At 63.6% G+C, this 20,522-nt stretch carries 22 protein-coding genes; 6 read left to right on the forward strand and 16 right to left on the reverse strand.

What is annotated here, in order from left to right:
- Positions 1–30 precede the first annotated feature (30 nt).
- Positions 31–684 (reverse strand): glutathione S-transferase family protein, encoded by a 654-nt coding sequence (locus P0D71_RS30515; RefSeq protein WP_091805076.1) that lies wholly within the window; start codon positions 682–684, stop codon positions 31–33.
- 218 nt (positions 685–902) lie between these two features.
- On the opposite strand from P0D71_RS30515, the gene P0D71_RS30520 reads away from it, so the two are divergent.
- Positions 903–2,363 carry a polyhydroxyalkanoate depolymerase gene (locus tag P0D71_RS30520; RefSeq protein ID WP_408483366.1) on the forward strand — a complete coding sequence of 487 codons (1,461 nt, stop codon included), beginning with the start codon at positions 903–905 and terminating at the stop codon, positions 2,361–2,363.
- A gap of 122 nt (positions 2,364–2,485) precedes the next feature.
- Here the strand turns inward: P0D71_RS30520 and P0D71_RS30525 are convergent, their stop codons facing one another.
- The 7 genes from P0D71_RS30525 to P0D71_RS30555 form a co-directional block, all read right to left on the reverse strand.
- Positions 2,486–2,920: a cupin domain-containing protein gene (locus tag P0D71_RS30525; RefSeq protein ID WP_408483367.1), complete on the reverse strand. Its 435-nt coding sequence runs from the start codon at positions 2,918–2,920 to the stop codon at positions 2,486–2,488.
- A gap of 169 nt (positions 2,921–3,089) precedes the next feature.
- Positions 3,090–3,701, reverse strand: coding sequence for a flavin reductase family protein (locus P0D71_RS30530; protein ID WP_091805081.1), 612 nt, complete (start codon positions 3,699–3,701; stop codon positions 3,090–3,092).
- Between the two features lie 190 nt (positions 3,702–3,891).
- Positions 3,892–4,845 carry a 3-hydroxyacyl-CoA dehydrogenase family protein gene (locus tag P0D71_RS30535; protein ID WP_177205135.1) on the reverse strand — a complete coding sequence of 318 codons (954 nt, stop codon included), beginning with the start codon at positions 4,843–4,845 and terminating at the stop codon, positions 3,892–3,894.
- Between the two features lie 109 nt (positions 4,846–4,954).
- Complete coding sequence (locus P0D71_RS30540; RefSeq protein ID WP_408185070.1) at positions 4,955–5,257, reverse strand: hypothetical protein; 303 nt, start codon at positions 5,255–5,257, stop codon at positions 4,955–4,957.
- Positions 5,258–5,692: 435 nt separating this feature from the next.
- Positions 5,693–5,851 carry a hypothetical protein gene (locus P0D71_RS30545; RefSeq protein WP_177205136.1) on the reverse strand — a complete coding sequence of 53 codons (159 nt, stop codon included), beginning with the start codon at positions 5,849–5,851 and terminating at the stop codon, positions 5,693–5,695.
- A 328-nt stretch (positions 5,852–6,179) separates the two neighbouring features.
- Positions 6,180–7,514: a hypothetical protein gene (locus P0D71_RS30550; protein WP_408483368.1), complete on the reverse strand. Its 1,335-nt coding sequence runs from the start codon at positions 7,512–7,514 to the stop codon at positions 6,180–6,182.
- 132 nt (positions 7,515–7,646) lie between these two features.
- Positions 7,647–8,333 carry an MgtC/SapB family protein gene (locus P0D71_RS30555; RefSeq protein ID WP_408483369.1) on the reverse strand — a complete coding sequence of 229 codons (687 nt, stop codon included), beginning with the start codon at positions 8,331–8,333 and terminating at the stop codon, positions 7,647–7,649.
- Between the two features lie 332 nt (positions 8,334–8,665).
- Here P0D71_RS30555 and P0D71_RS30560 point away from each other — a divergent pair, with 332 nt between their 5' ends.
- Positions 8,666–9,775: an AGE family epimerase/isomerase gene (locus tag P0D71_RS30560; RefSeq protein WP_408483379.1), complete on the forward strand. Its 1,110-nt coding sequence runs from the start codon at positions 8,666–8,668 to the stop codon at positions 9,773–9,775.
- 201 nt (positions 9,776–9,976) lie between these two features.
- Here P0D71_RS30560 and P0D71_RS30565 read toward each other — a convergent pair whose 3' ends face one another.
- Positions 9,977–10,252, reverse strand: a complete 276-nt coding sequence (locus tag P0D71_RS30565) for a hypothetical protein (RefSeq protein WP_408185067.1) — start codon at positions 10,250–10,252, stop codon at positions 9,977–9,979.
- 218 nt (positions 10,253–10,470) lie between these two features.
- Here P0D71_RS30565 and P0D71_RS30570 point away from each other — a divergent pair, with 218 nt between their 5' ends.
- Complete coding sequence (locus P0D71_RS30570; RefSeq protein ID WP_007178724.1) at positions 10,471–10,674, forward strand: cold-shock protein; 204 nt, start codon at positions 10,471–10,473, stop codon at positions 10,672–10,674.
- A gap of 112 nt (positions 10,675–10,786) precedes the next feature.
- Here the strand turns inward: P0D71_RS30570 and P0D71_RS30575 are convergent, their stop codons facing one another.
- Positions 10,787–12,409: a methyl-accepting chemotaxis protein gene (locus P0D71_RS30575; protein WP_408294540.1), complete on the reverse strand. Its 1,623-nt coding sequence runs from the start codon at positions 12,407–12,409 to the stop codon at positions 10,787–10,789.
- Between the two features lie 269 nt (positions 12,410–12,678).
- Between P0D71_RS30575 and P0D71_RS30580 the strand changes: the two genes are divergently transcribed.
- The 3 genes from P0D71_RS30580 (at position 12,679) to P0D71_RS30590 (ending at position 14,939) form a co-directional block, all read left to right on the forward strand.
- Positions 12,679–13,113, forward strand: coding sequence for a PaaI family thioesterase (locus P0D71_RS30580; protein WP_091805101.1), 435 nt, complete (start codon positions 12,679–12,681; stop codon positions 13,111–13,113).
- 116 nt (positions 13,114–13,229) lie between these two features.
- Entirely contained in the window at positions 13,230–13,532 is a 303-nt protein-coding gene (locus tag P0D71_RS30585) for an ArsR/SmtB family transcription factor (RefSeq protein ID WP_091805103.1), read from the forward strand.
- A 54-nt stretch (positions 13,533–13,586) separates the two neighbouring features.
- A complete protein-coding gene (locus tag P0D71_RS30590) occupies positions 13,587–14,939 on the forward strand; it encodes a pyridoxal phosphate-dependent decarboxylase family protein (protein ID WP_408483370.1) in 1,353 nt (450 codons plus the stop codon).
- A gap of 160 nt (positions 14,940–15,099) precedes the next feature.
- On the opposite strand, the gene P0D71_RS30595 is transcribed toward P0D71_RS30590, so the two are convergent.
- The 6 genes from P0D71_RS30595 to P0D71_RS30620 all read right to left on the reverse strand — a co-directional run bounded on the left by P0D71_RS30595 (position 15,100) and on the right by P0D71_RS30620 (position 20,516).
- On the reverse strand, positions 15,100–15,948 hold the full coding sequence (locus P0D71_RS30595) for an ureidoglycolate lyase (RefSeq protein ID WP_408352389.1): 849 nt from the start codon (positions 15,946–15,948) through the stop codon (positions 15,100–15,102).
- Positions 15,949–16,004: 56 nt separating this feature from the next.
- A complete protein-coding gene (locus P0D71_RS30600; protein WP_091805112.1) occupies positions 16,005–16,748 on the reverse strand; it encodes an SDR family oxidoreductase in 744 nt (247 codons plus the stop codon).
- Between the two features lie 64 nt (positions 16,749–16,812).
- Entirely contained in the window at positions 16,813–17,643 is an 831-nt protein-coding gene (locus P0D71_RS30605; protein WP_408483380.1) for an amidohydrolase family protein, read from the reverse strand.
- 7 nt (positions 17,644–17,650) lie between these two features.
- A complete protein-coding gene (locus tag P0D71_RS30610) occupies positions 17,651–18,691 on the reverse strand; it encodes an aldo/keto reductase (RefSeq protein ID WP_408483371.1) in 1,041 nt (346 codons plus the stop codon).
- A 135-nt stretch (positions 18,692–18,826) separates the two neighbouring features.
- A complete protein-coding gene (locus P0D71_RS30615; RefSeq protein ID WP_408483372.1) occupies positions 18,827–20,146 on the reverse strand; it encodes a UxaA family hydrolase in 1,320 nt (439 codons plus the stop codon).
- 43 nt (positions 20,147–20,189) lie between these two features.
- Entirely contained in the window at positions 20,190–20,516 is a 327-nt protein-coding gene (locus P0D71_RS30620; protein WP_177205137.1) for a UxaA family hydrolase, read from the reverse strand.
- Positions 20,517–20,522: the final 6 nt, after the last annotated feature.

The raw sequence follows: 20,522 nt of genomic DNA on the forward strand, positions 1-20,522 counted from the left end.
CAGCAACAGCGTTTCTTCAATACACCCGCTTCAGAATTCGACGTCCAGCTCGTCGATCTCTTCCACTTCCTGTTGCGCGTCGGCGATCCACTCCTGCATCTCGGGCAGCGCCATGATCCGCTGTCCGTATTCGACGATTTCCGGATCGAGCTTGACGTCGTAGGTGACGAATCGCGTCACCACAGGCGCGTACATCGCGTCCGCCGTGGTCCGCTCGCCGAACAGAAACGGCCCGCCATACTGCTTCAGGCATTCGCTCCAGATCGTCACGATCCGGTCGATGTCCGATTGAGCCCGCGCCCACACCTTGAAGCCTGGAAAATGCGCTTTGAGGTTCATCGGCAAGGCCGAGCGCAGGGAGCCGAAACCCGAATGCATCTCGCCGCAAATCGAGCGGCAATGCGCGCGTGCGCGAATGTCTTCCGGCAGCAGCTTTGCGTCCGGTTTGAGTTCGTTCAGATATTCGGCAATCGCCAGCGTGTCCCAGATCTCGATGCCGTCGTGAACGAGGCACGGCACCAATATCGATGGCGACAGCAGCAGCAGTTCGGCGCGTGCCGCTGGATCGTCGATCGGCATGACGACTTCTTCGAAAGGCAATCCGCTAAACCGGGTCAACAGCCAGCCGCGCAACGACCACGACGAATAATTCTTGCTGCTGATAGTGAGCGTGGTATTCGCCATACGATTCTCCTCCAGATGAGGCGTTCGGTCGGCGCCTGACGCCATGCGTGCACGTTGCCGTGCGCGCGCGCACCAAAGCGCGGCAATTTCGGCCCGTTGCCCTGACTCGCGCAAATGCTATGCCAACGTGCAGGCAGGGCCGCCCCCGTGCTTATGCTGATTGGCACATGACTTGCCTCTATTTGGGTTCCATCCTCTTCAGCATTCGTGCGAAGGTTATGAACCTGTTCGCATATCCCACATATCAGGCTTTCGCCGACATGATGCTGCCCATGCGGCACGGTGCGGCACTGATGAATCATTCGCTCGACGCGTGGCCCGCGTTCGGCGAAACGTCGCATGGCCGATCGATCCGCGCCGCCTGCGAATTGTTGACACTCGCCGGTCTCACGCCCGTGCGGCCGCCGTTCGACATCGATAGCGTGGTGTCAGAGGGCAAATCCGTGGCGATCGTCGAAGAAGTCGCGGCGCACACGCCATTCTGCTCGCTGCTGCATTTCCGTAAGCAGACCCCGCCGTCGGTGCCGCAGCCCCGTGTGCTGGTGATCGCACCCATGTCCGGTCACTTTGCGACACTGCTGCGTGGCACTGTGCGCACCATGCTGACCGAACACGACGTCTACATCACCGACTGGCACAACCCGCGCGACGTTCCATTGAGCCAAGGCCGCTTCGGCTTCGACGAATTCGTGCAGCACGTGATCGACTTCACTGAAGCGATCGGGCCCGGCGCGCATCTGCTGGCCGTGTGCCAGCCGACCGTTGCCGCGCTGGCAGCGGTCGCGCTCATGGCCGCCGACGATCATCCCGCGCAGCCTGCGAGCATGACGCTGATGGCCGGTCCGCTCGACACCCGCATCAACCCGACGCGCGTCAACGACCTCGCGAAGAGCAAGCCGATCGAGTGGTTCGAGCAGAATCTGATCAGCGCGGTGCCGTTCGGTTTTGCGGGCGCGCACCGGCGCGTGTATCCGGGCTTCGTACAGTTGACCGCGTTCATGGCGATGAATCTCAACCGCCATCTCGATTCGTTCGAGACGATGCATTACGAACGCGCCAAAGGCGATCCCGCGAAAGCCGACACGATTCACACGTTCTACGAAGAATACTTCGCGACGATGGACCTGACGGCCGACTTCTACCTGGAGACCGTCGATACGGTTTTTCAGCGGCATGCGCTGCCGTTGCATGCGCTCGAAGTCAAGGGGCGTCTCGTCGAGCCGTCGAAAATTCGCCGCACGGCCTTGCTCACGGTGGAAGGCGAGAAGGACGATATCTGCGCCGTCGGGCAGACGCTCGCGGCGCAAGACATGTGCGACAAATTGCGGCCCTATCTGAAGACGCACCACGTGCAGACCGGCGTCGGGCATTACGGCGTGTTCAATGGACACCGCTGGGAGCGGCAAATCTATCCGCGCGTGCGGGCCGTGATTTACGACAATGAGCCGCGCGCGGTGTTGGTCGGTTCGCGGGCGCGCACGATCCAGCCAGTGCCCGCGGCCAAGGCTGCCGAGGTCACGGCGGCAGCGCCGGCCGCGACGGCGGTGGTCGATGTGGAAGTGGATGCGGCGGTGAGGGTCGGGTCGAATGGATCGGGCGCTGCATCGAGTGAAGGGGCGGCCGCTGCCATCAAGCCGCAGACGCCGCGCGCTCCGCGCAGGCGGCCGCCTGCAGCGTAATGCGCGTTTCTTGGTGCTTTCTTAGCGCTTTCCCAGCACCTTTAGCGGCGCTGTCTCGATGGGCGGTCTGCGTGCGTGGCCGCGCGTTGATGCGCGCTGCACACGCAGACGCGTTCCCTTCGCTATGCCGCGACGCTCTTCCAGGGCGTCACCGGCGGCACGTCACACGGCCCTTCGACGTCGATCGATTTGAAATCGGCCGGTGAGACGATTTCGATGTACTCCATATCTTCCGAATAATCGAACAGATAGTGAACGATGCCCGGCGCCTGATGCACGCAATCGCCGGCGGCAACGAGCGTCTCCTTGTCGCCGTACATGAAGCGCGCCCAGCCCTTCAGCATGATCACAATGTGGAAGTCGGCCTCATGACGGTGCCAGCCGGTGCCTTGCTCTGGTGCGTGATTCGCCTTGACGAGTTGCGCGAGCACCTTGCCGCCGGTCGCCTGCGCGATGCCTAAATCACGGTAGAGAAAAAAGTCGCGTAAGCCCTGATCCACGTAGGACGTGTCTTGCGGACGGACATGGCTGAATTGCGTGGCGAATTCGGTGGACATGATCGCGCTCCTCGCGAGTGAGCCGGCAGTTGAAAACGACGCATTGGAGCGTCGGTTGCAAGCATCAAGCGGGCCAGTCCACTGGAGCCGGTTTTGCACGATTCGCAGGCGCTGCGCTGATTGCCGCGCCGCCTCGCGCGGCGCGATCTGGTTTCAAACGCTGCGGTGCTTAGGCGCTCGGGCGGAACATCTGGAACATGTCGCCGATTTCCGCATAGTCCCCGCGATAGCCGGCGCGCATGATCGGCTGCGCCGCATGCGTGTCGAACAGGCCGTCTTTCAGATAGGCCTCGTTGATGTGCACGCCGACCACCTGGCCGAGCGACAGGTAGTTGTCCATCGGTTTGCCGTCGAGTGTATGCAGACGCACCACTTGCAGCAACTTGCACTCGAGCGCGGCCGGCGATTCGGCGACGTGCGGCACGGCGACGTTACGGCCCGGCGCAGGCGTGAGACCCGCGAGTGCGAATTCGTCGACAGACGGCGCGACCGGCGCCGACGAACGGTTCATCTGCTCGGCGAGCGGTTTGGTGGCCAGGTTCCAGACGAATTCGCCGGTGGCTTCTATGTTGGTGACGCTGTCTTTACGACCTTCGCTGCAAAAACCGATGATCGCCGGGAAGGTGGCGAACGCGCCGAAGAAACTGTATGGCGCGAGATTCAAAGTACCTTCGGCGTCGCGCGACGAAATCCAGCCGATCAGCCGCGGTGCGACGATGGCTTTGAAGGGATCGTGCGCAAGGCCGTGGCCCGTGGCGGGATCGTAGAAGTAGTGGGACATGGCGCTGAGTCGGCTTGACGGATTGAGCCTGGATTGTGGGCTAGAGGGCATTTATACAGCAGAGCGGCGGCCGCTGCTGGGCATGGCATTTCCCGCAAGGCACCCCGCGCCATTTCCGGTGAGGCCGTGATGATGCGCAAGAAGCCTCGCCCCCGTTCCGGCAATCAGCCGCCGTCGCCGTGTCCGTTCATCAACCGCGACTGATCACGCGGCGGCGTCCTTCTTTCACCTGCGCCAGATGCGCGTCGTCCCATTCGTAGAAACCGGCGCCGCTGCGCACGCCGACGCGCCCCGCGTCGACCTGCTCGCGCAATAAGTCGAGCACGTCTTCGTCTTTGGCCAGTTCGGGCATCAGATGCGTGGAGATATCGAGGAAGGTGTCGAGCCCGCCCATATCCGCACCCTCGAGCGGCCCAACGATCCCCCAGCGGCGTCCGAGCGACGCCTTCATCACGCGGTCGACCACGTCAGGCGTCGCCGCCCCGGATCGGACAATGTTCAACGCCTCGCGCAGCACCGCGAACTGCAAGCGGTTGCCGACAAAGCCCGGAATCGCCTTCGCCAGCACCACCGGCTCCATGCCGATCGCGCTCATCAACGCGGCGGTCTGCTGGGTCACTTCCGGCGCGGTCGCCGTGCCCGGCACGACTTCGACGAGCGGAATCATGTGCGGCGGGTTCCAGAAATGCGCGATCACGAAGCGCTCTTTCGCGCGCAACGGCGTGACCAGTTGATCAGGCGGGAAACCGCTGGTATTGCTCGCGAGAATCGCGTCATCGGAGAGCAACTCAGTCAGCGCCGCATACAGGCGATGCTTCAGTTCGAGCACTTCGGGAATCGCCTCGATCACGAATTGCGCCGACGCCATCACGTCGAGTTGCGCATGGGTTTCGATGCGCGCCAACGCCGCTTGCCGTGCCGCCTGATCGATGCGCCCGGCGTCGATCAGCTCGTCGAGCACCGCTTCCGCTTTCGACGCAACGCTCGCAAGACGCGCCGGATCGACGTCGTGGACGATCGTTCTGTGTCCGTGCAGCGCGCTTTGCGTCGCAATGCCGACGCCCATCAATCCTGTGCCAACTACGCCTATGACTGCCTTGTCCACGCCGCTCTCCCGCTGCCGTCGATAAAAGCTTCGAAGCATAGCGCAGCGCGCCGATTCGCAAGGCCGAACGCGACAAAGCCGGTCTTCCGCGAGGAAGGACCGGCTTTGTGCACTTCACGCCGCGTCGCGCGGCGCGGTCATGCGGCCATCAGTAGCGCGGCGGCGGCGGACGATGGTCGCCGTGGTGGTGCGGGTCGTAATCGTGCGGGTGATGGCGCATCCAGTCGTCATGAGCCCAGTAGCGGTGGCCGTCGTAGTAACGATCGCCATGCCAGCCGATATTGATCGACACGCCAACAGGCGTCATGTGCGGCTGACCGTACACCGCCGGTCCCGGACCGTTCTCCACGACCACCCGTTCCTGGGCGAATGCGCTGCCGGCTGCGAGCAGCGCGCCGCCCGCCAGCAGCGTTGCAATGATCGAACGCGATGTCTTGTTAAAGGTTTTCATAGTGACCTCCCATCAAAGTTTTGTATCAAGCCGGCGTCCGTCGATCGGCCTCGAACTGCAATGTCAGGCTCGAACCAGACGCCGTACGCTTGAGACCAACTTTAGCGGCGCAAACCGCGTGAAGACGTGAGCACTTGTAAGCGCTCATTTCAAAGAAGGGGACGGATGAAAGGCCCGCGTTTTAGCGGTCAACGCCCGTCCGTCAGGCCATGCGAGATGATTTGACCGTGCGGCAAACCGGCGCAGTGTCAGCCGCCGTTACATTCATTTCGGGGTAGAAATATTCGGACAGCAGGCCTGCGGGCGAAAAATGGGCCCCAAAAAACAAAAGCCACGGTACGCGTTTCGCGAACTGTGGCTTCAATCATTCGATGCGCACCCGAAGTGCGCGCCCGTACGCGGTGATCCGCGCTTCAGGCCGGTGCAGCGTGGCTTTTAGTCGGTCAGCTTGATGCCGAACAACGTGGCTTGTGCCCTGCGCACGCGTTCTGCTTCGCGGCTGCGTGCTTCGTACGAATACTCAGCGTCCAGCGGCAGATGGGGCGACGCAAAGAGGTCGCTGACCTTTTGGAACAATGCAAAGATGAAGCTCATGGCGACTCCCGGTTGGTTACTGCATTAGCTAGGGTTTTCCCTTAAGAAGCATTATAGGGTTTTCCCTAGATTAACGCTAGTGCAATGCAGCAATTTTTTGGCGCGGCGTCTTGTCACGGCGCATTTCCCACATTGTGCGTCGCATCATGACAACGTCCCCGTTTTCGGGCATTCAGGGCCGGAAGGGAGAGCCGCGCGCAGCGCGGTCTTGACGCGATTTCTGTTGAAACCGGCTTTGAGAGGGGAAGGGAGCAAGAACACCGCCGGTCGGCGATCGTTGTTCGGATCGCCGCGGCCGGTGCGTTACCAGCGCGGCGGTCACTGACCATCACTGCGGAATAACCGCTTTCGGCCTATGCGAATGCTGCGCCCGCGCGGCGCGTTTGGTATGCGCCGCCGTGACGGCAGCTTGCGGAGCAGTGGCGGCGGCGGCCGCGGCCGCGCCGGAAGCGGCACTGGCGGCCGCGGCATTCGCCATCGCCATATGCGTGTCGAGCAAACTGGCCATCGCCGCTTGCTGGTTCTGCATCATCTGTTCGATGCGATGCTGCTGGGCAGTGGTTTCACGCGTCAGGCGCATCAGCAACACGGTCTGCGTGATGCCGATCGCAACCGTCACCAGCAACGCGCCCACCACGATCGACAGCATCCACTTCATGCGGCGCGAATGATCGGTCGCGGCGCGGCGCTGATCGGCGATCACGCCATACAGCGCGTCGACGGTATCGGCAAAGGCGGTGGCCCGCGCGCGATCGAGTTCCGGCGCGGCGCGCAGCGCGGCCGCGGCCGCTTCGGCGCGCCGGGCTTCGCGCCACGGCGTGGCGAACTCGGCGCTCGCTTGTGCGGATGCCGATGAATTCGTCGATGTCTGCGCGGCAGGCATCGGCTCGGCGGATGCAGCGCTCGCCTGCGCCGAAGCGGTTTCATCCACCGTATTCGGGGGTTCAACTGAAGTCGCTTCTCGCGATGCCGAAGCCGATGCCGATGCCGAAGCCGAAGCCGCCTTGGCGAAAGTCGCAGCAAAACGTTGCGGCGCCTTGCTGCCACCCAGGGTCTGCGCGGACGCGGCATCCGTCGACGCCCCCGTCGTCGCCCCCGCCTCGGACGCCTGGCGCAGCGCGGTCACGCTGCGCGCCACGGTTGCTGCCGCCATGGCTGGCGTCAACGGGGCCGCCGGTTTCTCGTCGGCATTAGCATCCGTTGCCGGCTTCGTGTCGCACAAAGCCAGTTCGCCGACCGGCGAAGCCGTCGTCGCCAGCGGCTCCATTTCGAGCCCGCTCAGTTGCGCGTTGACCGGCATCGGCTCATCGGACTTCGCGGCGCGGGGCGCGCGGCGCGCCGAGCGCGCGTCGAGCGGCCCGCTGTCGCCGGCATCGATCGCGCCGACCGCCGCCAGCACTACATCGGGTAACTCGAAACCGTGCAGCGTGCCTTGCCGGATGTCGATATTCATCGCTTCCAGCGTGGCGCGGGTGGGATCGTCGGGGAACAGGTCGAGCGTGCTGTCGTCGCGAGAGGCGTCGCTCAGTTGCGCGAGACGTTGTGCAGAGCGCGCGGCGCGCGCCAGCTTGTTTTCAGTTTCGGTCGAGACGGTGGCCTGACGCCGCTTCTTCGAAGCTGTGCGCGAAGGCCGGGACTGCGTGGATGCTACGGAATCTGCCATAGAGAAAAAAGCGGTCGTCGCCGGAAAGCGGGCGCCGAGCACCGCTCGTCAATGCCGTTGGAATTTTTCGAGACCGCATTGTCGCATGGCCGCCCGCGCCCGCCGAAGCCATTCGCCGAGGATTTTCCGTTTTCACGAAGTCGCGTCGTCCTGCCGGAACTGCTTCACGCCGTGCAGTTGTCGCAAGCGGCCGCAGATCGCGTGATATTCCGTATTCGACACGCGATGCAAGGTGATCATCACCTCGTCGCACTCGGGCGCGTCCTCGCTTTGCTGCATCACGAACTGTTTGACGCGCGGGCTTGCGGCGCCGAGTTCGTCGTGCAGCGAGTGGAAGGTCATGGTGCCGCGCTCGACGATCATCGTCAGTTGGCGCCGCTGCTTGACCGTGATGAAGCGGCGCTCGAGCGGCTTGATGCCGGCAAGGATGATCAGAATGATGATGGTCGCCGCGATCGACGCGGTGTACAGCCCGCCGCCCACCGCCAGCCCGATGGCGGCGACCGACCAGAGGCTTGCCGCCGTCGTCAGGCCGCGCACGATCTCGCCGCGCAGCAGGATCGAACCCGCGCCGAGAAAGCCGATGCCCGACACGACCTGCGCGGCCATCCGCGACGGGTCGAGCACCACGTGCTCCCCGCCCAGCACTTCGGCAAAACCGTAGGCCGAGACGATCATGATGAGCGTCGAACCGACGCACACCAGCATGTGCGTTCGTAGACCCGCGGCCCACGAAAGCCGCTCCCGCTCGAAGCCGATGACACTGCCGAGCGCCGCGGCCAGCCCCAGACGGGCGATGAGTTCGAGATTCCCCAACATTGTTTTTCCTCCTTATCGGCAATTATTTGAGATGTTTTCCGCACCGGCGCCGGAGTGCCGGCGGGACCTGTTTGCTTTATGCTAGGCCGCACGCCGCGAGGCGGGTTGCCAGGCGGGTTGCCAGGCGGGTTGCCAGGCGGGTTGCCAGGCGGTTGCCAGGCAGGTTGAGCCGGTCGCACTGCGAGTCGTCGTGCTGATTTCGGCTTGGCCGCCGGCAAAGCAGGTAGCATCCGCGCTCACCAACAGGTTGGCCGGCGAATGCGCCGCGCTGCGACTTTGGCTACGGCACTAACCCGTAGGCCCTTCGAAATACGCGTTTGACCAATTTGACTATGCAGAGCACGAACCCTTCCGCCGCTTCCACCATCGCCCTCGCGAAGAGGCTGCGCGACCACTTCACAGGCGTGGTGCTGCCCATGTGGCGGGGCCCGGGATTCAACGCCGCACTGAAGCTGCCCTACGAAGCGGTTAGCGCTGAAGGCCATCAGCCGCTACCTGCCGAGCGTTTCCGGGCCATGGCCTGCGCGCGGCAATTGTTCGTCTTCTCCCAAGCAGGCGACGAAGCTCACGCGCAGGTGCTGTTCGACTCGTTGGCGCGTACCTTTCAGGACACCCGCCACGGCGGATGGTTCTACAGCGTCGATTCGCAAGGCGCACCGCTCGATACCACCAAGGATCTGTACACGCACGCATTCGTCGTGTTTGCATGCGCGGAATATGGCCGGCGCTCCGGCAATCCCGACGCGCTGGAACTCGTGCATCGCACGTCGGCGGTGATCCAGTCGAACTTCGCCGCCGAAGGCGATCTGTTCAACGCCGCGCTGACCGCGGACTTCGCCGGCGTGACGGGCACGCCGATCCAGAATCCTTTGATGCACCTGACCGAAGCCTGGCTGGCCGCTCGCGAAGCCACGCACGACAACGCTTTCGACGCCGCATTGCGGCGCCTCGCCGGCGCGGTCGCCCGTCACTTCCTGCACGCGCCCACGGGTTGCATCGCGGAACTGCCGATCGGTGCGGCCGAGAACCGTCTGGAACCCGGTCATCAGTTCGAATGGTTCTGGCTGGTCAAGCAGGCGGGCGCCGTGTTCGAAGGTTCCGGTCTTGCCGAAGCGATGCCACGAGCGTTCAGCTTCGCGCAGCAACATGGGGTGGACCGGGAGACAGGCGGCGTGTGCGCCTCGCTTGATGAAACCGGGCGGGTGAAGGACGCGACCCAGCGGATCTGGGCGCAAACCGAGTATCTGCGTGCGCTGGCAAGCCAGGACGAACAGACGGCGCTCGCCGCGCTGCCCCGGCAAATCGAACGGTTCCAACAACGCTTCCTGCGTCCGCAGGGCTGGTTCGAGTGCAAAACGCCGGCCGGTGAGGTGGCCCGGGCAGACATGCCGTCGACCACGCCCTACCACCTCGCGACCGCCTATGAGGCCTTGCCGGTGTGAGGCTGCCGGTGAGGCGCGCATCGCGCGGCCTTCTCGCGTCCGCCAACCAACCTGTCCGACGCTCCCGAGGCCGCAAAAAACTCGACCAACCCCGGTAGCGTCCGCGACTTGGGCACCCGAGCGATCGCGAAGCCGGCTGGCGCCGGCCGCGATCTCACGACGTCATGACGGGCCCGGACAAAAAGCCGACCGCCTGGCCGATCAGTACTCTTCGCGCTGCCAGGTGCTCCAGCCGGTGTCGGCAGATTTAAAACGCATATAAGTTGCGCTTTGCCCGGTGGGGGTGTCCGACACGTCGCCATGCGGCTTGCGATCGGTCGTGTGGAGGGCGAAAGCCTGGCGGTCCGCGGTATCGACCGTAATACGGCCGATCGGGTCCGGGGCGCCTTCTTGAGGGGATTTAGACTCCAATATCGCCAGATAGGGGGTCAAACGACTCCAGAACGAGGTCAGTTCTTCTTGCAAATAATGTGTCAATGTTTTTCCTAGAAGAGTAATACAAGCAGTTTACCCTACCGGGCGGAGCGGCCTTCCAATTGCTTCCCAAGCCGGAAAAATGCCGATGCGGGGGAATACCCGAATACTGGTTGGTTGGCGTCCGTCATAAAGACGTGATACAACTCCTACTTCGCGCTCGATCTCGCGTTGAGAAATAGCGGTCGCGAATGCAACACACAACATTTACTGGATTAAAAATGGCAACAGGTACTGTGAAGTGGTTTAACGATGCAAAGGGCTTTGGCTTCATCACGCCGGACGACGGCGGCGAAGACCTGTTCGCGCACTTTTCGGAAGTTCAAGGCAGCGGCTTCAAGTCCCTGCAGGAAAACCAAAAAGTGACGTTTGAAGTTAAGCAAGGCCCGAAGGGCAAGCAAGCTGCGAACATCCAGCCGGCCTAAGTACCGTCAGGTACGTTGAGGCACCCTTAGGCGCTTGCGTCTAATGCAAAATGGCCCGCTTTGGCGGGCCATTTTCTTTGTCTGACGGTTTGGTTTTTAGCGCTTGCTCGGGCTAAATCGCGCGCATGCCGGACAACGAAAAATCGGCTGATGGGCCACGCGCTTCGTCGAATTGTTGCGTGCGCAACACAGATTCCGAAATTTCGAACACGGAAACCGCCTGCTTCAACTGCTGCGTCTGCTGATGCAGCGATGCCGCCGCTGCCGCGGCCTGTTCGACGAGCGCCGCGTTCTGCTGCGTCATCTCATCCATCTGTACTACCGCCTGGTTGACCTGTTCGATACCCGTGCTCTGCTCGAGCGACGACGCGCTGATTTCCGCCATCATCTGCGTGACGCGCGAAATCGAGGCGGACACGTTGCTCATCGCTTCCCCGGCATGCTCGACCAGCGCCGAACCGCCCTGAATCTCGGCGACCGATTCGCTGATCAGCGTTTTGATTTCCTTCGCCGATTGCGCGCTGCGCTGCGCGAGGCCGCGCACCTCGCCCGCCACCACGGCGAAGCCGCGCCCCTGCTCGCCGGCGCGGGCCGCTTCCACGGCCGCGTTGAGCGCGAGAATATTGGTCTGGAACGCGATGCCGTCGATCACCGAAATGATCTCGGCGATCTTGTCCGAGCTCTGCGCGATGCCGCGCATCTTGTCGACCACCTCGTTGACCACTTCGCTGCCGCGCGAGGTCGCCTCAAGCGCGGTTTCGGCGAGCGCATTGGCCTCCCGGGCGTGCTCGGCGTTCTGACGCACGGTGGCGGTCAATTCCTCCATGCTCGACGCGGTTTCTTCCAGCGAAGCCGCCTGGCTTTCCGTGCGCGCCGACAAGTCGGCGTTGCCGGTCGCGATTTCGTCGGCGCCGAGGTGGATCGAGTCCGCGGATTCGCGCACGGTTTGCACGGTACGCGCCACGCTGGCCTGCATTTTCGCGAGGCCCGAGAACAGCCGGCCGATCTCATTGGTGCCGCGCGCGGCGATCGGCTGGTCGAGGCGGCCTTGCGCGATTCGGTCGAAGTGTCGGCCCGCTTCTTCCAGCGGCGCCACCACGCCCCGGCGCAACGCCGCATACACGGCGAACGTGCCGGCCACCAGCGCCAGCAGGATCACGAGGCTGACGGCGCGAAACGTCGCCATGCGCGTATCGATCGAATCGAGCGATGCGCGGCTCGCCGCGTTGCCGAACTGCACGAAGTTATGTGACTCGCCGAGGTAGGCGTCCTGGAACGACTGGGTCGGCTGGTCGAGAAAGGCCTGAATGTTGTTCGCGTCGAGAAACTGCACCAGTTCCGCGAGCGCGTCGTGCAGCTTCTTGTAGCGCTCGGCGAGGGCCGCGGCACGGGCGCCGTTCTCGTCGCCGGTCTTGGGGGCGCTCATGAAGGCCGCGAACGACTGGTCGGCGGCCGTCAACTGTTCGCGGGCGTGCTGCACGATGTCGGTCGGCTCGGAGCCGCCCCGCACCATGCGCGTGCCGGCGCGCGAGAGATTGATGCGCGCGTCCATCAGATGCTGGGTCGTTTCGTTGACCGCGTCCACCTGCTTCAAGGCGATGTTAGACAGATCGTTCACGTCGTCATGGGTACGCGTGAGCGACCAGAACCCCAAACCGACCGTGACAAGCTGGAAAACGCAGAATGCGGCCAGAACACACAACAGGCCGGATGCGACCTTGATCTTGCTGAACATCGTGAATACCTGAAGGCAAAGAATAACGGGAGCTACGTCAGGGTTAACGGCATCGCCGAGCCGCGCTTGAGACCAATTCCATCAAAGATCGTCTTACGTCCCCTTTACATCGGCCAACTTCACCATTGCAATCACTTCGCACAACAATGCATGGAGCAAATTACCGATTCCCCTTGACGCGGCGCGTGCGCGCTTCCTAGAGTGGGTAGGGACTGCACGACGCAGGCCAGTGCAGATTGCCACCGCGGGCTATGCCCGAAGGACTCACAATGACCGACCTCCTCGACCGGGCGCGCGGCGCACTGCATGCCCAGCCGTTCAGCATGCTGTTGGGCGCAGAGTTGATGCACACGGGCACCAACGAACTCACGCTGAGTCTGCCGATCCGCGACGAGTTGCGGCAACAGCACGGCTTCGTGCATGGCGGCGTCATCAGCTATCTCGTCGACAATGCACTGACGTTCGCCGGTGCGCTGCTACTCGGGCCCAAAGTCGTGACCGGGGAATACAAGATCAATTACCTGCGCCCGGCCATCAACGGCACGCTGATCGCGCGCGCAAAGGTCGTCTATGCGGGCCAGCATCAGGCCACCTGCCAATGCAACGTGTTCGTGATGGAAGGCAACCGCGAAAAGCTGATTGCCGTCGCGCAGGGCACCGTGAACCGGATCAGCGAAAGCGGCGAACACGAACACGGCAACTGAGACCGTAGCCTTTCCTGAAGCACATCGCGCCGTCATCGAGGCGCTTGTTCACGTTTCGTCATTTAGCTAATATACGAAACGTTATCCACCGATGGCTCCATTCGGCGCACTGCCTCATGACAGACGACCTCACGCGCATCAACGCGCTCGCGAATGCCAGCCGGCTCGCCGTCATGCGCTGGCTGAAAGAGCCGACGCTGCATTTCCCGTATCAGGACCACGCCGATATCGAAACGGTCGGCGTGTGCTGCACGTTCATCACCGACAAGCTCGGCATCGCACCCGCCACGACCACGCGCCACATGCGCATCCTCGCCGATGCGGGACTCGTTCGCGCGCAGCGGATCGGCAAATTCACCTATTACAAACGCATCGACGCCGAGTTGCAGAAGCTCGGCCGCGACCTCGCCAATCTGTAGGCGCGCGGTATTCACGAGACCGCGCCGCCACCTTCCCGACAGCTTAGGAGCCACATGGACGAACTCGCACTTGCCACCGACGCGGACCAGCGCGCGCACGCTTACCTTGCCGGTATCGGCAAACGCCGGGTGTTTCCAGACGCCGCCGCGCTCCAGCAACTCGCGGCCTTCGATGAAGCCTTCCCGCAACACGGCCACGCGCCCGTCGACGTACTGCGCCTGCTCGACGAAAGCGGATCGCCTGGCACGGTCGCGTCGAACGATCCGCGCTACTACGGCTTCGTGATCGGCGCGGTGCTGCCGGCCGCGGCGGCGGCCGAACGTTTGATGGGCGCGTGGGACCAGTGCGCGTCGACCTTCGACAACTCGCCGGTCGCGGCCACGATCGAGAAGATCGCCGCACGCTGGGTGCTCGACGCGCTCGATTTGCCGCGTGAAGCGGCGATCGGCTTCGGCACCAGCGCAACGGCCTGCACGCTTGTGTGCATCGCGGCCGCGCGGCGCGCGCTGCTGGCACGCAAGGGTTGGGATTTCGACAACGACGGCCTGGACGGCGCGCCGCCGGTGCGCGTCGTGATCTCCGAGATGGCGCATATCACGGTGAAAAAGGCGTTGCGCGTGCTCGGCTTCGGCATGAAGCGCGTGATCGCCGCGCCCGTGGATGCGCATGGCCGCATCGATCCCGCGCAGTTGCCGCCGCTCGACGACATGACGATCTTCTGCGTGCAAGCCGGCGAAGTGAACACCGGCGAATTCGATCCGTTCGCGGAAGTGATTCCTCGCGCCAAGGCGGCCGGCGCGTGGGTCCACGTGGATGGCGCGTTCGGCCTGTGGGCGCGCGCCTCGTCGAAACGGGCGCTGACCGAGGGCATCGACGGCGCGGATAGCTGGACCACCGACGGCCACAAGTGGCTCAACACACCGTACGACGGCGCAATGGCGATCTGCCGCGACGCGCGCGCGATCTCGGCGGCGATGAACAGCGACGCGGTCTATCTGAGCGGCGCGCATGACGCGCAGAAGAATTTGAACCTGGAGTTCTCGCGCCGGGCACGCGGCATTCCAATTTGGGCCGCCTTGCGTTCGCTCGGGCGCAGCGGCGTGCAGGAGATGGTCGACCGGCATTGCGCGCAGGCTTCGCGAATTGCCGAAGGTCTGCGCGCCGCCGGCTTCGAGGTGTTGAACCGTGTCGTGCTGAACCAGGTGCTGGCGCGGGCGAAGACCGACGCGCAGACCGTCGCGATTCGCGAAGCGGCGCAGGCGTCGGGCGAAACGTGGTTCGGCCAGACTGTCTGGGAAGGCCGGCCGGCGTTTCGCATCAGCGTGTCGTCGTGGCGCACGGAAGACAAGCACGTCGATCAGTTGGTGGCGTTGCTTGCGCGTTTGCTCGCCGAGCAGCGCGCCTGAGCGACGCGCCGGCGGCACGCCTGTCGATCGTCGAGCGGCTCCGCTCGCGCAACGGCTCACGGAGCAGCGCCACCAAACCGCAGCGGCGCACACAAAAAAGGCGGTTCCTGCTCGACACAGGAACCGCCTTTCTTCATGCAGCCAGGTTCGCCAGCGCGACTTACTCCGCCGCGTAGGTCTTCTGCGTTTGCTCGCCCAGACCTTCAATCCCCAGGCGAATCGTCTGGCCCGGCTTCAGGTACACCGGATTCGGCTTCACGCCCATGCCGACGCCCGGCGGCGTGCCGGTCGAAATCACGTCGCCCGGTTGCAGGCTCATGCACTGCGATACGTACGAGACCAGCTTCGCGACGCCGAACACCATCGTCTTCGTGCTGCCGTTCTGATAGCGATGGCCGTCCACTTCGAGCCACAGGCTCAGGTTCTGCGGGTCCGCGACTTCATCGCGCGTGACCACCCACGGACCGATCGGGCCGAACGTGTCGAAGCCCTTGCCCTTGTCCCACGTGCCGCCCTTTTCGATCTGCCATTCGCGTTCCGACACGTCGTTGATCACGCAGTAACCGGCGACGTAATCGAGCGCGTTGGCTTCGTCGATATATTTCGCCGGCTTGCCGATCACCACGCCGAGTTCCACTTCCCAATCGGTCTTTTTCGAGCCGCGCGGAATTTCCACGTCGTCGTTCGGGCCGCTGATCGCGCTCGTCCACTTGTTGAAGATGACCGGTTCGGCCGGCACCGGCAGATTCGATTCGGCCGCGTGATCCGCGTAATTCAAGCCGATACAGATGAACTTGCCGATCTTGCCGACGCACGGACCCATGCGCGGATTGCCTTCGACCAGCGGCAGCGAGGCCGGATCGAGCGCGCGCAGCTTGGCGAGACCTTCGTCGGTTAGCGCGGCGCCATCGATATCGGCGACCACTTTCGACAGATCGCGAATCTTGCCTTGTGCGTCGAGCAAGCCCGGCTTTTCCTGGCCCTTCGGCCCATAACGAAGCAGTTTCATCCTGACACTTCCTTTGAGTGGTGTTCGGTTCGTGGTTCAGCTTGGGTCGGCGTACCTCAGTTCGACCAGCCGCCGTCGATCACATGCGCGTGGCCCGTGGTGAACGACGATTCGTCGGACGCGAGATACAGCGCCAATGCGGCGATCTCTTCCGGCTTGCCGATACGGCCCATCGGCTGACGCGCGACGAAAGCCGCCTGCACGGCGTCCAGCGTCGCGCCCTGTGCCTGAGCCTGGTCGACGATCCGCTGTTCGAGCGACGGCGAAGCCACAGTGCCCGGGCAGATCGCGTTACAGCGTACACCACGCGTGATGAAGTCGGCAGCAACGGATTTGGTCAGCCCGATCACCGCGGCCTTGGAGGCGCTGTACGCGAAGCGGTTCGGCACGCCCTTCACGCTCGACGCCGCCGACGACATATTGATGATCGAACCGCCGCCGTTGTCCAGCATGGCGGGCAGGAACGCGCGGATCGTGCGGTACATCGCCTTCGCGTTCAGGTCGAACGCGAAGTCCCAATCCTCTTCGCTGCATTCGAGAATGTTGCCCGCATGCACGAAGCCCGCGCAGTTGAACAGCACGTCGATCGCGCCCAGTTCGGCGGCCAGCGCCTTGATCGCCGCGTTGTCGCGCACGTCGAGCTTGCGGGCGTCGACCGGCTTGCCGGCGAGTCCGTCGATGCGGATGTCAGTGGCGATCACACGCGCGCCTTCGCGTGCGAAGAGTTCGGCGGTGGCGAGTCCGATGCCTTGTCCTGCCGCCGTGATCAGGGCCGTCTTGCCGGCCAGTCTTTGTGTCATCTACGACTCCAGTTGAATGGGCTGTGCATTTGCTTTTGCTTCTGCTGCTTGTCTCTTCCAGAAATCAAAGTCGATAAAACGCAGCGGCATTGCCGCCGAAAACGGCTTCGCGCTCGCCTTCGCTCAAGGAGCCGAGCAGCGTATTCGTCACCGAATGCCAGAGCAGATAGTCGCCGTTCAGATCGAGCACCGGCCAGTCGCTGCCCCACATCAACCGCGCCGGCCCGAACGACTTCAGCAGATGCTCGACATACGGCTGTAGCGTTGCCTCGGTCCAGCCGGGCGAGGCCTCGGTCACGAGACCCGACAGTTTGCAGTGCACATTCGGCAGTTTCGCGAGCCGCGTAATCGCGTCGGCCCAGCCTGGATAACCGGCGTGCCCGTAGCGGATGGGCGGCTTCGCCCCGTGATCGACCACGATACGCAGCGCCGGAAACCGCGCCGCGAACGTTTCGAAAGGCTCGACGTGTCGCGCGTAAATCAAACCGTCGAACGCGAGGTCGTGTGCGATCAGCGCTTCGATCGCGGGGGCGAGATCGGGGTTGGTAATCCAGGTATCGTCGGGCAAATCCTGCAGCATCGGCCGCACGCCCTTGAACTTCGGCTCGTGCGCCAGCGCTTCGATCACGGCCGGCGCCGTGGGCAACAATAACGGCACCCAGCCGACCACCCCGGCAATCGACGGCTCATGCCGCGCGAGGTCCAGCAAATAGCGTGTTTCGTCGATGGTCGGGGCCGCCTGCACCACCACCGTCCGTTCAATGCCCGCGCGCTCTCGCAACGGTTTGAGATCCGCCGGGCCAAACGTCCGGTACAAAATCTTCAGTTCCGGCGTGAGCCACTCGTAGTCGCCGCGAGCGGGGTCCCAATAGTGCTGGTGGGCATCGATAAGCATCGTCAAATCAACTCTCCGGCGCGGGCGCGCGGTTGTCGAGCAAGCCTTCGTCACGCAATGCGGACCACAAGCCCGCGGGGATCGGCTGCTCGAACGACGCCGCGTTCTCGCGCAATTCGTCGGCACTGCGCGCGCCGGTCAACACCGTGGCGACCGCCGGATGCGCATACGGAAACTGCAAGGCGGCGGCCGCCAGCGGCACACCGTGCGCACGGCACACCGCTTCGAGCTGCGCGACGCGCTCGATCACTTCGCGCGGCGCCTCGCCGTAATTGAATTTCAGATCACCTTCGACGCCGCGCGCCAGAATGCCCGAGTTGAACGCGCCGCCTAACAGGATGCTGACGCCGCGTTCTTCACAGGCCGGCAGCAGGTCGTCGAGCGTGGTCTGTTCGAGCAGCGTATAACGGCCCGCGAGCAACGCGCAATCGATATCGAACTCGGCCATCGCATCGAGTATTACCGCACCTTCATTGACCCCCAGTCCGACGGCCTTGATCGCGCCCGCCGAGCGCAATTTGTCCAGCGCGCGAAACCCGCCGCCTTCGGTCAGTTGCCGCCAGTAATGGGGATGATTGTCGCCATGCGTGGCGCGGCCGATATCGTGCACCAGCAGAATGTCGATATCGACGATACCGAGGCGCTGCTGGCTGTCTTCGAACGAGCGCAGAATGCCGTCGTGCGTGTAGTCGTATATGGCTTCGAAAGGGAGCGGGTTTTGCCAGCCTTCCTTGTCGTCGAAAGGCGTGGTGCGCGGCACGAAGCGGCGGCCCACCTTGGTGGACAGCACGTAGTCGCCGCGCGGATAGCGCCGCAAGACGTCGCCCAGGCGATGCTCGGCCTTCGTGTTGCCGTAATGCGGCGCGGTGTCGAAATAACGCACGCCGGCGTCCCACGCGGCGGCGATGGTGGCGTGGGCTTCTTCATCGGACAGGTCGCGGTAGAGGCCGCCCAAGGGCGCCGTGCCGAGTCCCAATCCGCTCACCTGCACCGCCCCACGGCCGATGCGGCGCCGTTGCCCGATCTTCGATGCGATCGTTGCCGTCATTCAGCGCGTCTCCAGTATCGACCGGAGTTGACGCTTCAGCGCTGACTCCGGTTCCATTCGTGTTTTACCATGCACGCGCAGCATGTGCCCGCAGCGTGTACGACCTGCTTGCCGGAAGGCCTGCTGACAAACCGCTCAGTGCGGCTCGATCGCGACGACCCGGTGCTGCGGCGCGGCGCTCGAGGGCAAGCAAGCCGGGCCGACCGGATCGAACGTCTTGTAGGTCAGGATGAATTCCTGATGGCCGAGCGTTTCCGACTTCGAGGCCGCGCCACCCGACACCGCCACGGTTTGCTCGAACACTTCGCGGCCTACTTCGTCGAGTGTGCCGCGGCCCTCGAGAATACGACCCGCGTCGACATCCATGTCGCCGGCGAGGTTGCGATACGTCGCCGGATTCGCGCACACCTTGATGACCGGCGAGATCGCCGAGCCGACCACCGAGCCGCGCCCGGTCGTGAACAGAATCACATGCGCGCCACAGGCGATCAGTTCGCCGATCTCGGCGTTGTCGCTGATGTTCGGAAAGCCGAAGCGCGGTTCGCCGTCGGGCACCACGTCGAGCAGATACAGGCCGCCGGTTGGCGGAATGTCGCCGGGTTTGACGATGCCGACAATCGGCGACGCCCCGCTCTTGGCATAGGCGCCCAGCGACTTTTCTTCCTGCGTGGTGAGGCCGCCGTCCGCGTTGCCGACCGCAAAACTGCCGTGGCCGAGAATCGAGTAATAGCGCGCTGCCTTCGCGACACAGGCAACGATCTCTTCACCAAGTTCGGGCCGTGACGCGCGCGTTTTCATATGGAACTCGCAACCTACCAGCTCGCCGGTTTCTTCGAAAATGCACGTCGCGCCCGCGTCGATCAGATGGTCGAACGCGCGGCCCACGGCCGGATTCGCGGTGATGCCGCTGGTGCCGTCCGAGCCGCCGCAAATGGTGCCGATCACCAGTTCGCTCAGCGCCATCGGTACTTTCTCTTGCGCGGCGAGTTGCCCGCGCACACTGCGAATCCAGTCGACGCCGTATTGAATCGTGCTGCGCGTGCCGCCCTTTTCCTGGATGGTCAGTACTTCGACCGGCCGGCCGCTTGCGCGCACCACGTCCACCAGATAGTGCTTGTTCATGCTCTCGCAGCCGAGCGAGACGAACAACACCGCGCCCACGTTGGGATGCGTGGTGAGCCGCTCGAGCATTTTTTCGGCATAGCTGTTCGGATAGCAGCCGGGAAAGCCGATCAGATGAACGGGCGGTTCGCGTTCGGCGGAAGGATCGTCGAACGCATCGAGAGGTTCGCGAAACTGCGTGACGATCTCGCGCGCGACGTGATGCGCGCATTCGACCAGGTAAGCCACCGCCACCACATTGCGGATGCCCTTGCGGCCGTCGCGGCGCAGGTAACCTTGCAGCGTGGGCTGCTGCGATGCGGCGGATGGAGATGCTACGGAAGTGTCAGTCATGATCATTCCAGCGCGGCGTAAAAGCCACGACATTGTGCTCACATCAGTGATGGACGAACTCGTGGCCCGCGTCGTGCGTATAGGTGGGCAGGTAGTCGCTCTCGAGATTGTGCGTATGCAGATGCGCACCGCGCGCCACTGCTTCCGTCACGTGACCGATCACTGCGCCGTAGCGCAGCACCTTGTCGTCTTTCGCGAGTTCATGGCGCGCCACCTTGTGACCGAGTTCGATGGTTTTGGTGAGCGTCACGCGCTCGCCTTCAATCTCGACCTGCGTGCCGCCGTCCAGCCGCGCCGCCGCGATCAGGCAGTTGTCGGCGGGGCTGAGCAGGATCAGGCGTGGGTCCGTTTGCATGGGGCGGCTGGTCAAGTGAGT

This window comes from Paraburkholderia sp. RL17-383-BIF-A (genome assembly GCF_046028015.1).
In the GTDB taxonomy this organism is placed as follows: Bacteria; Pseudomonadota; Gammaproteobacteria; order Burkholderiales; family Burkholderiaceae; genus Paraburkholderia.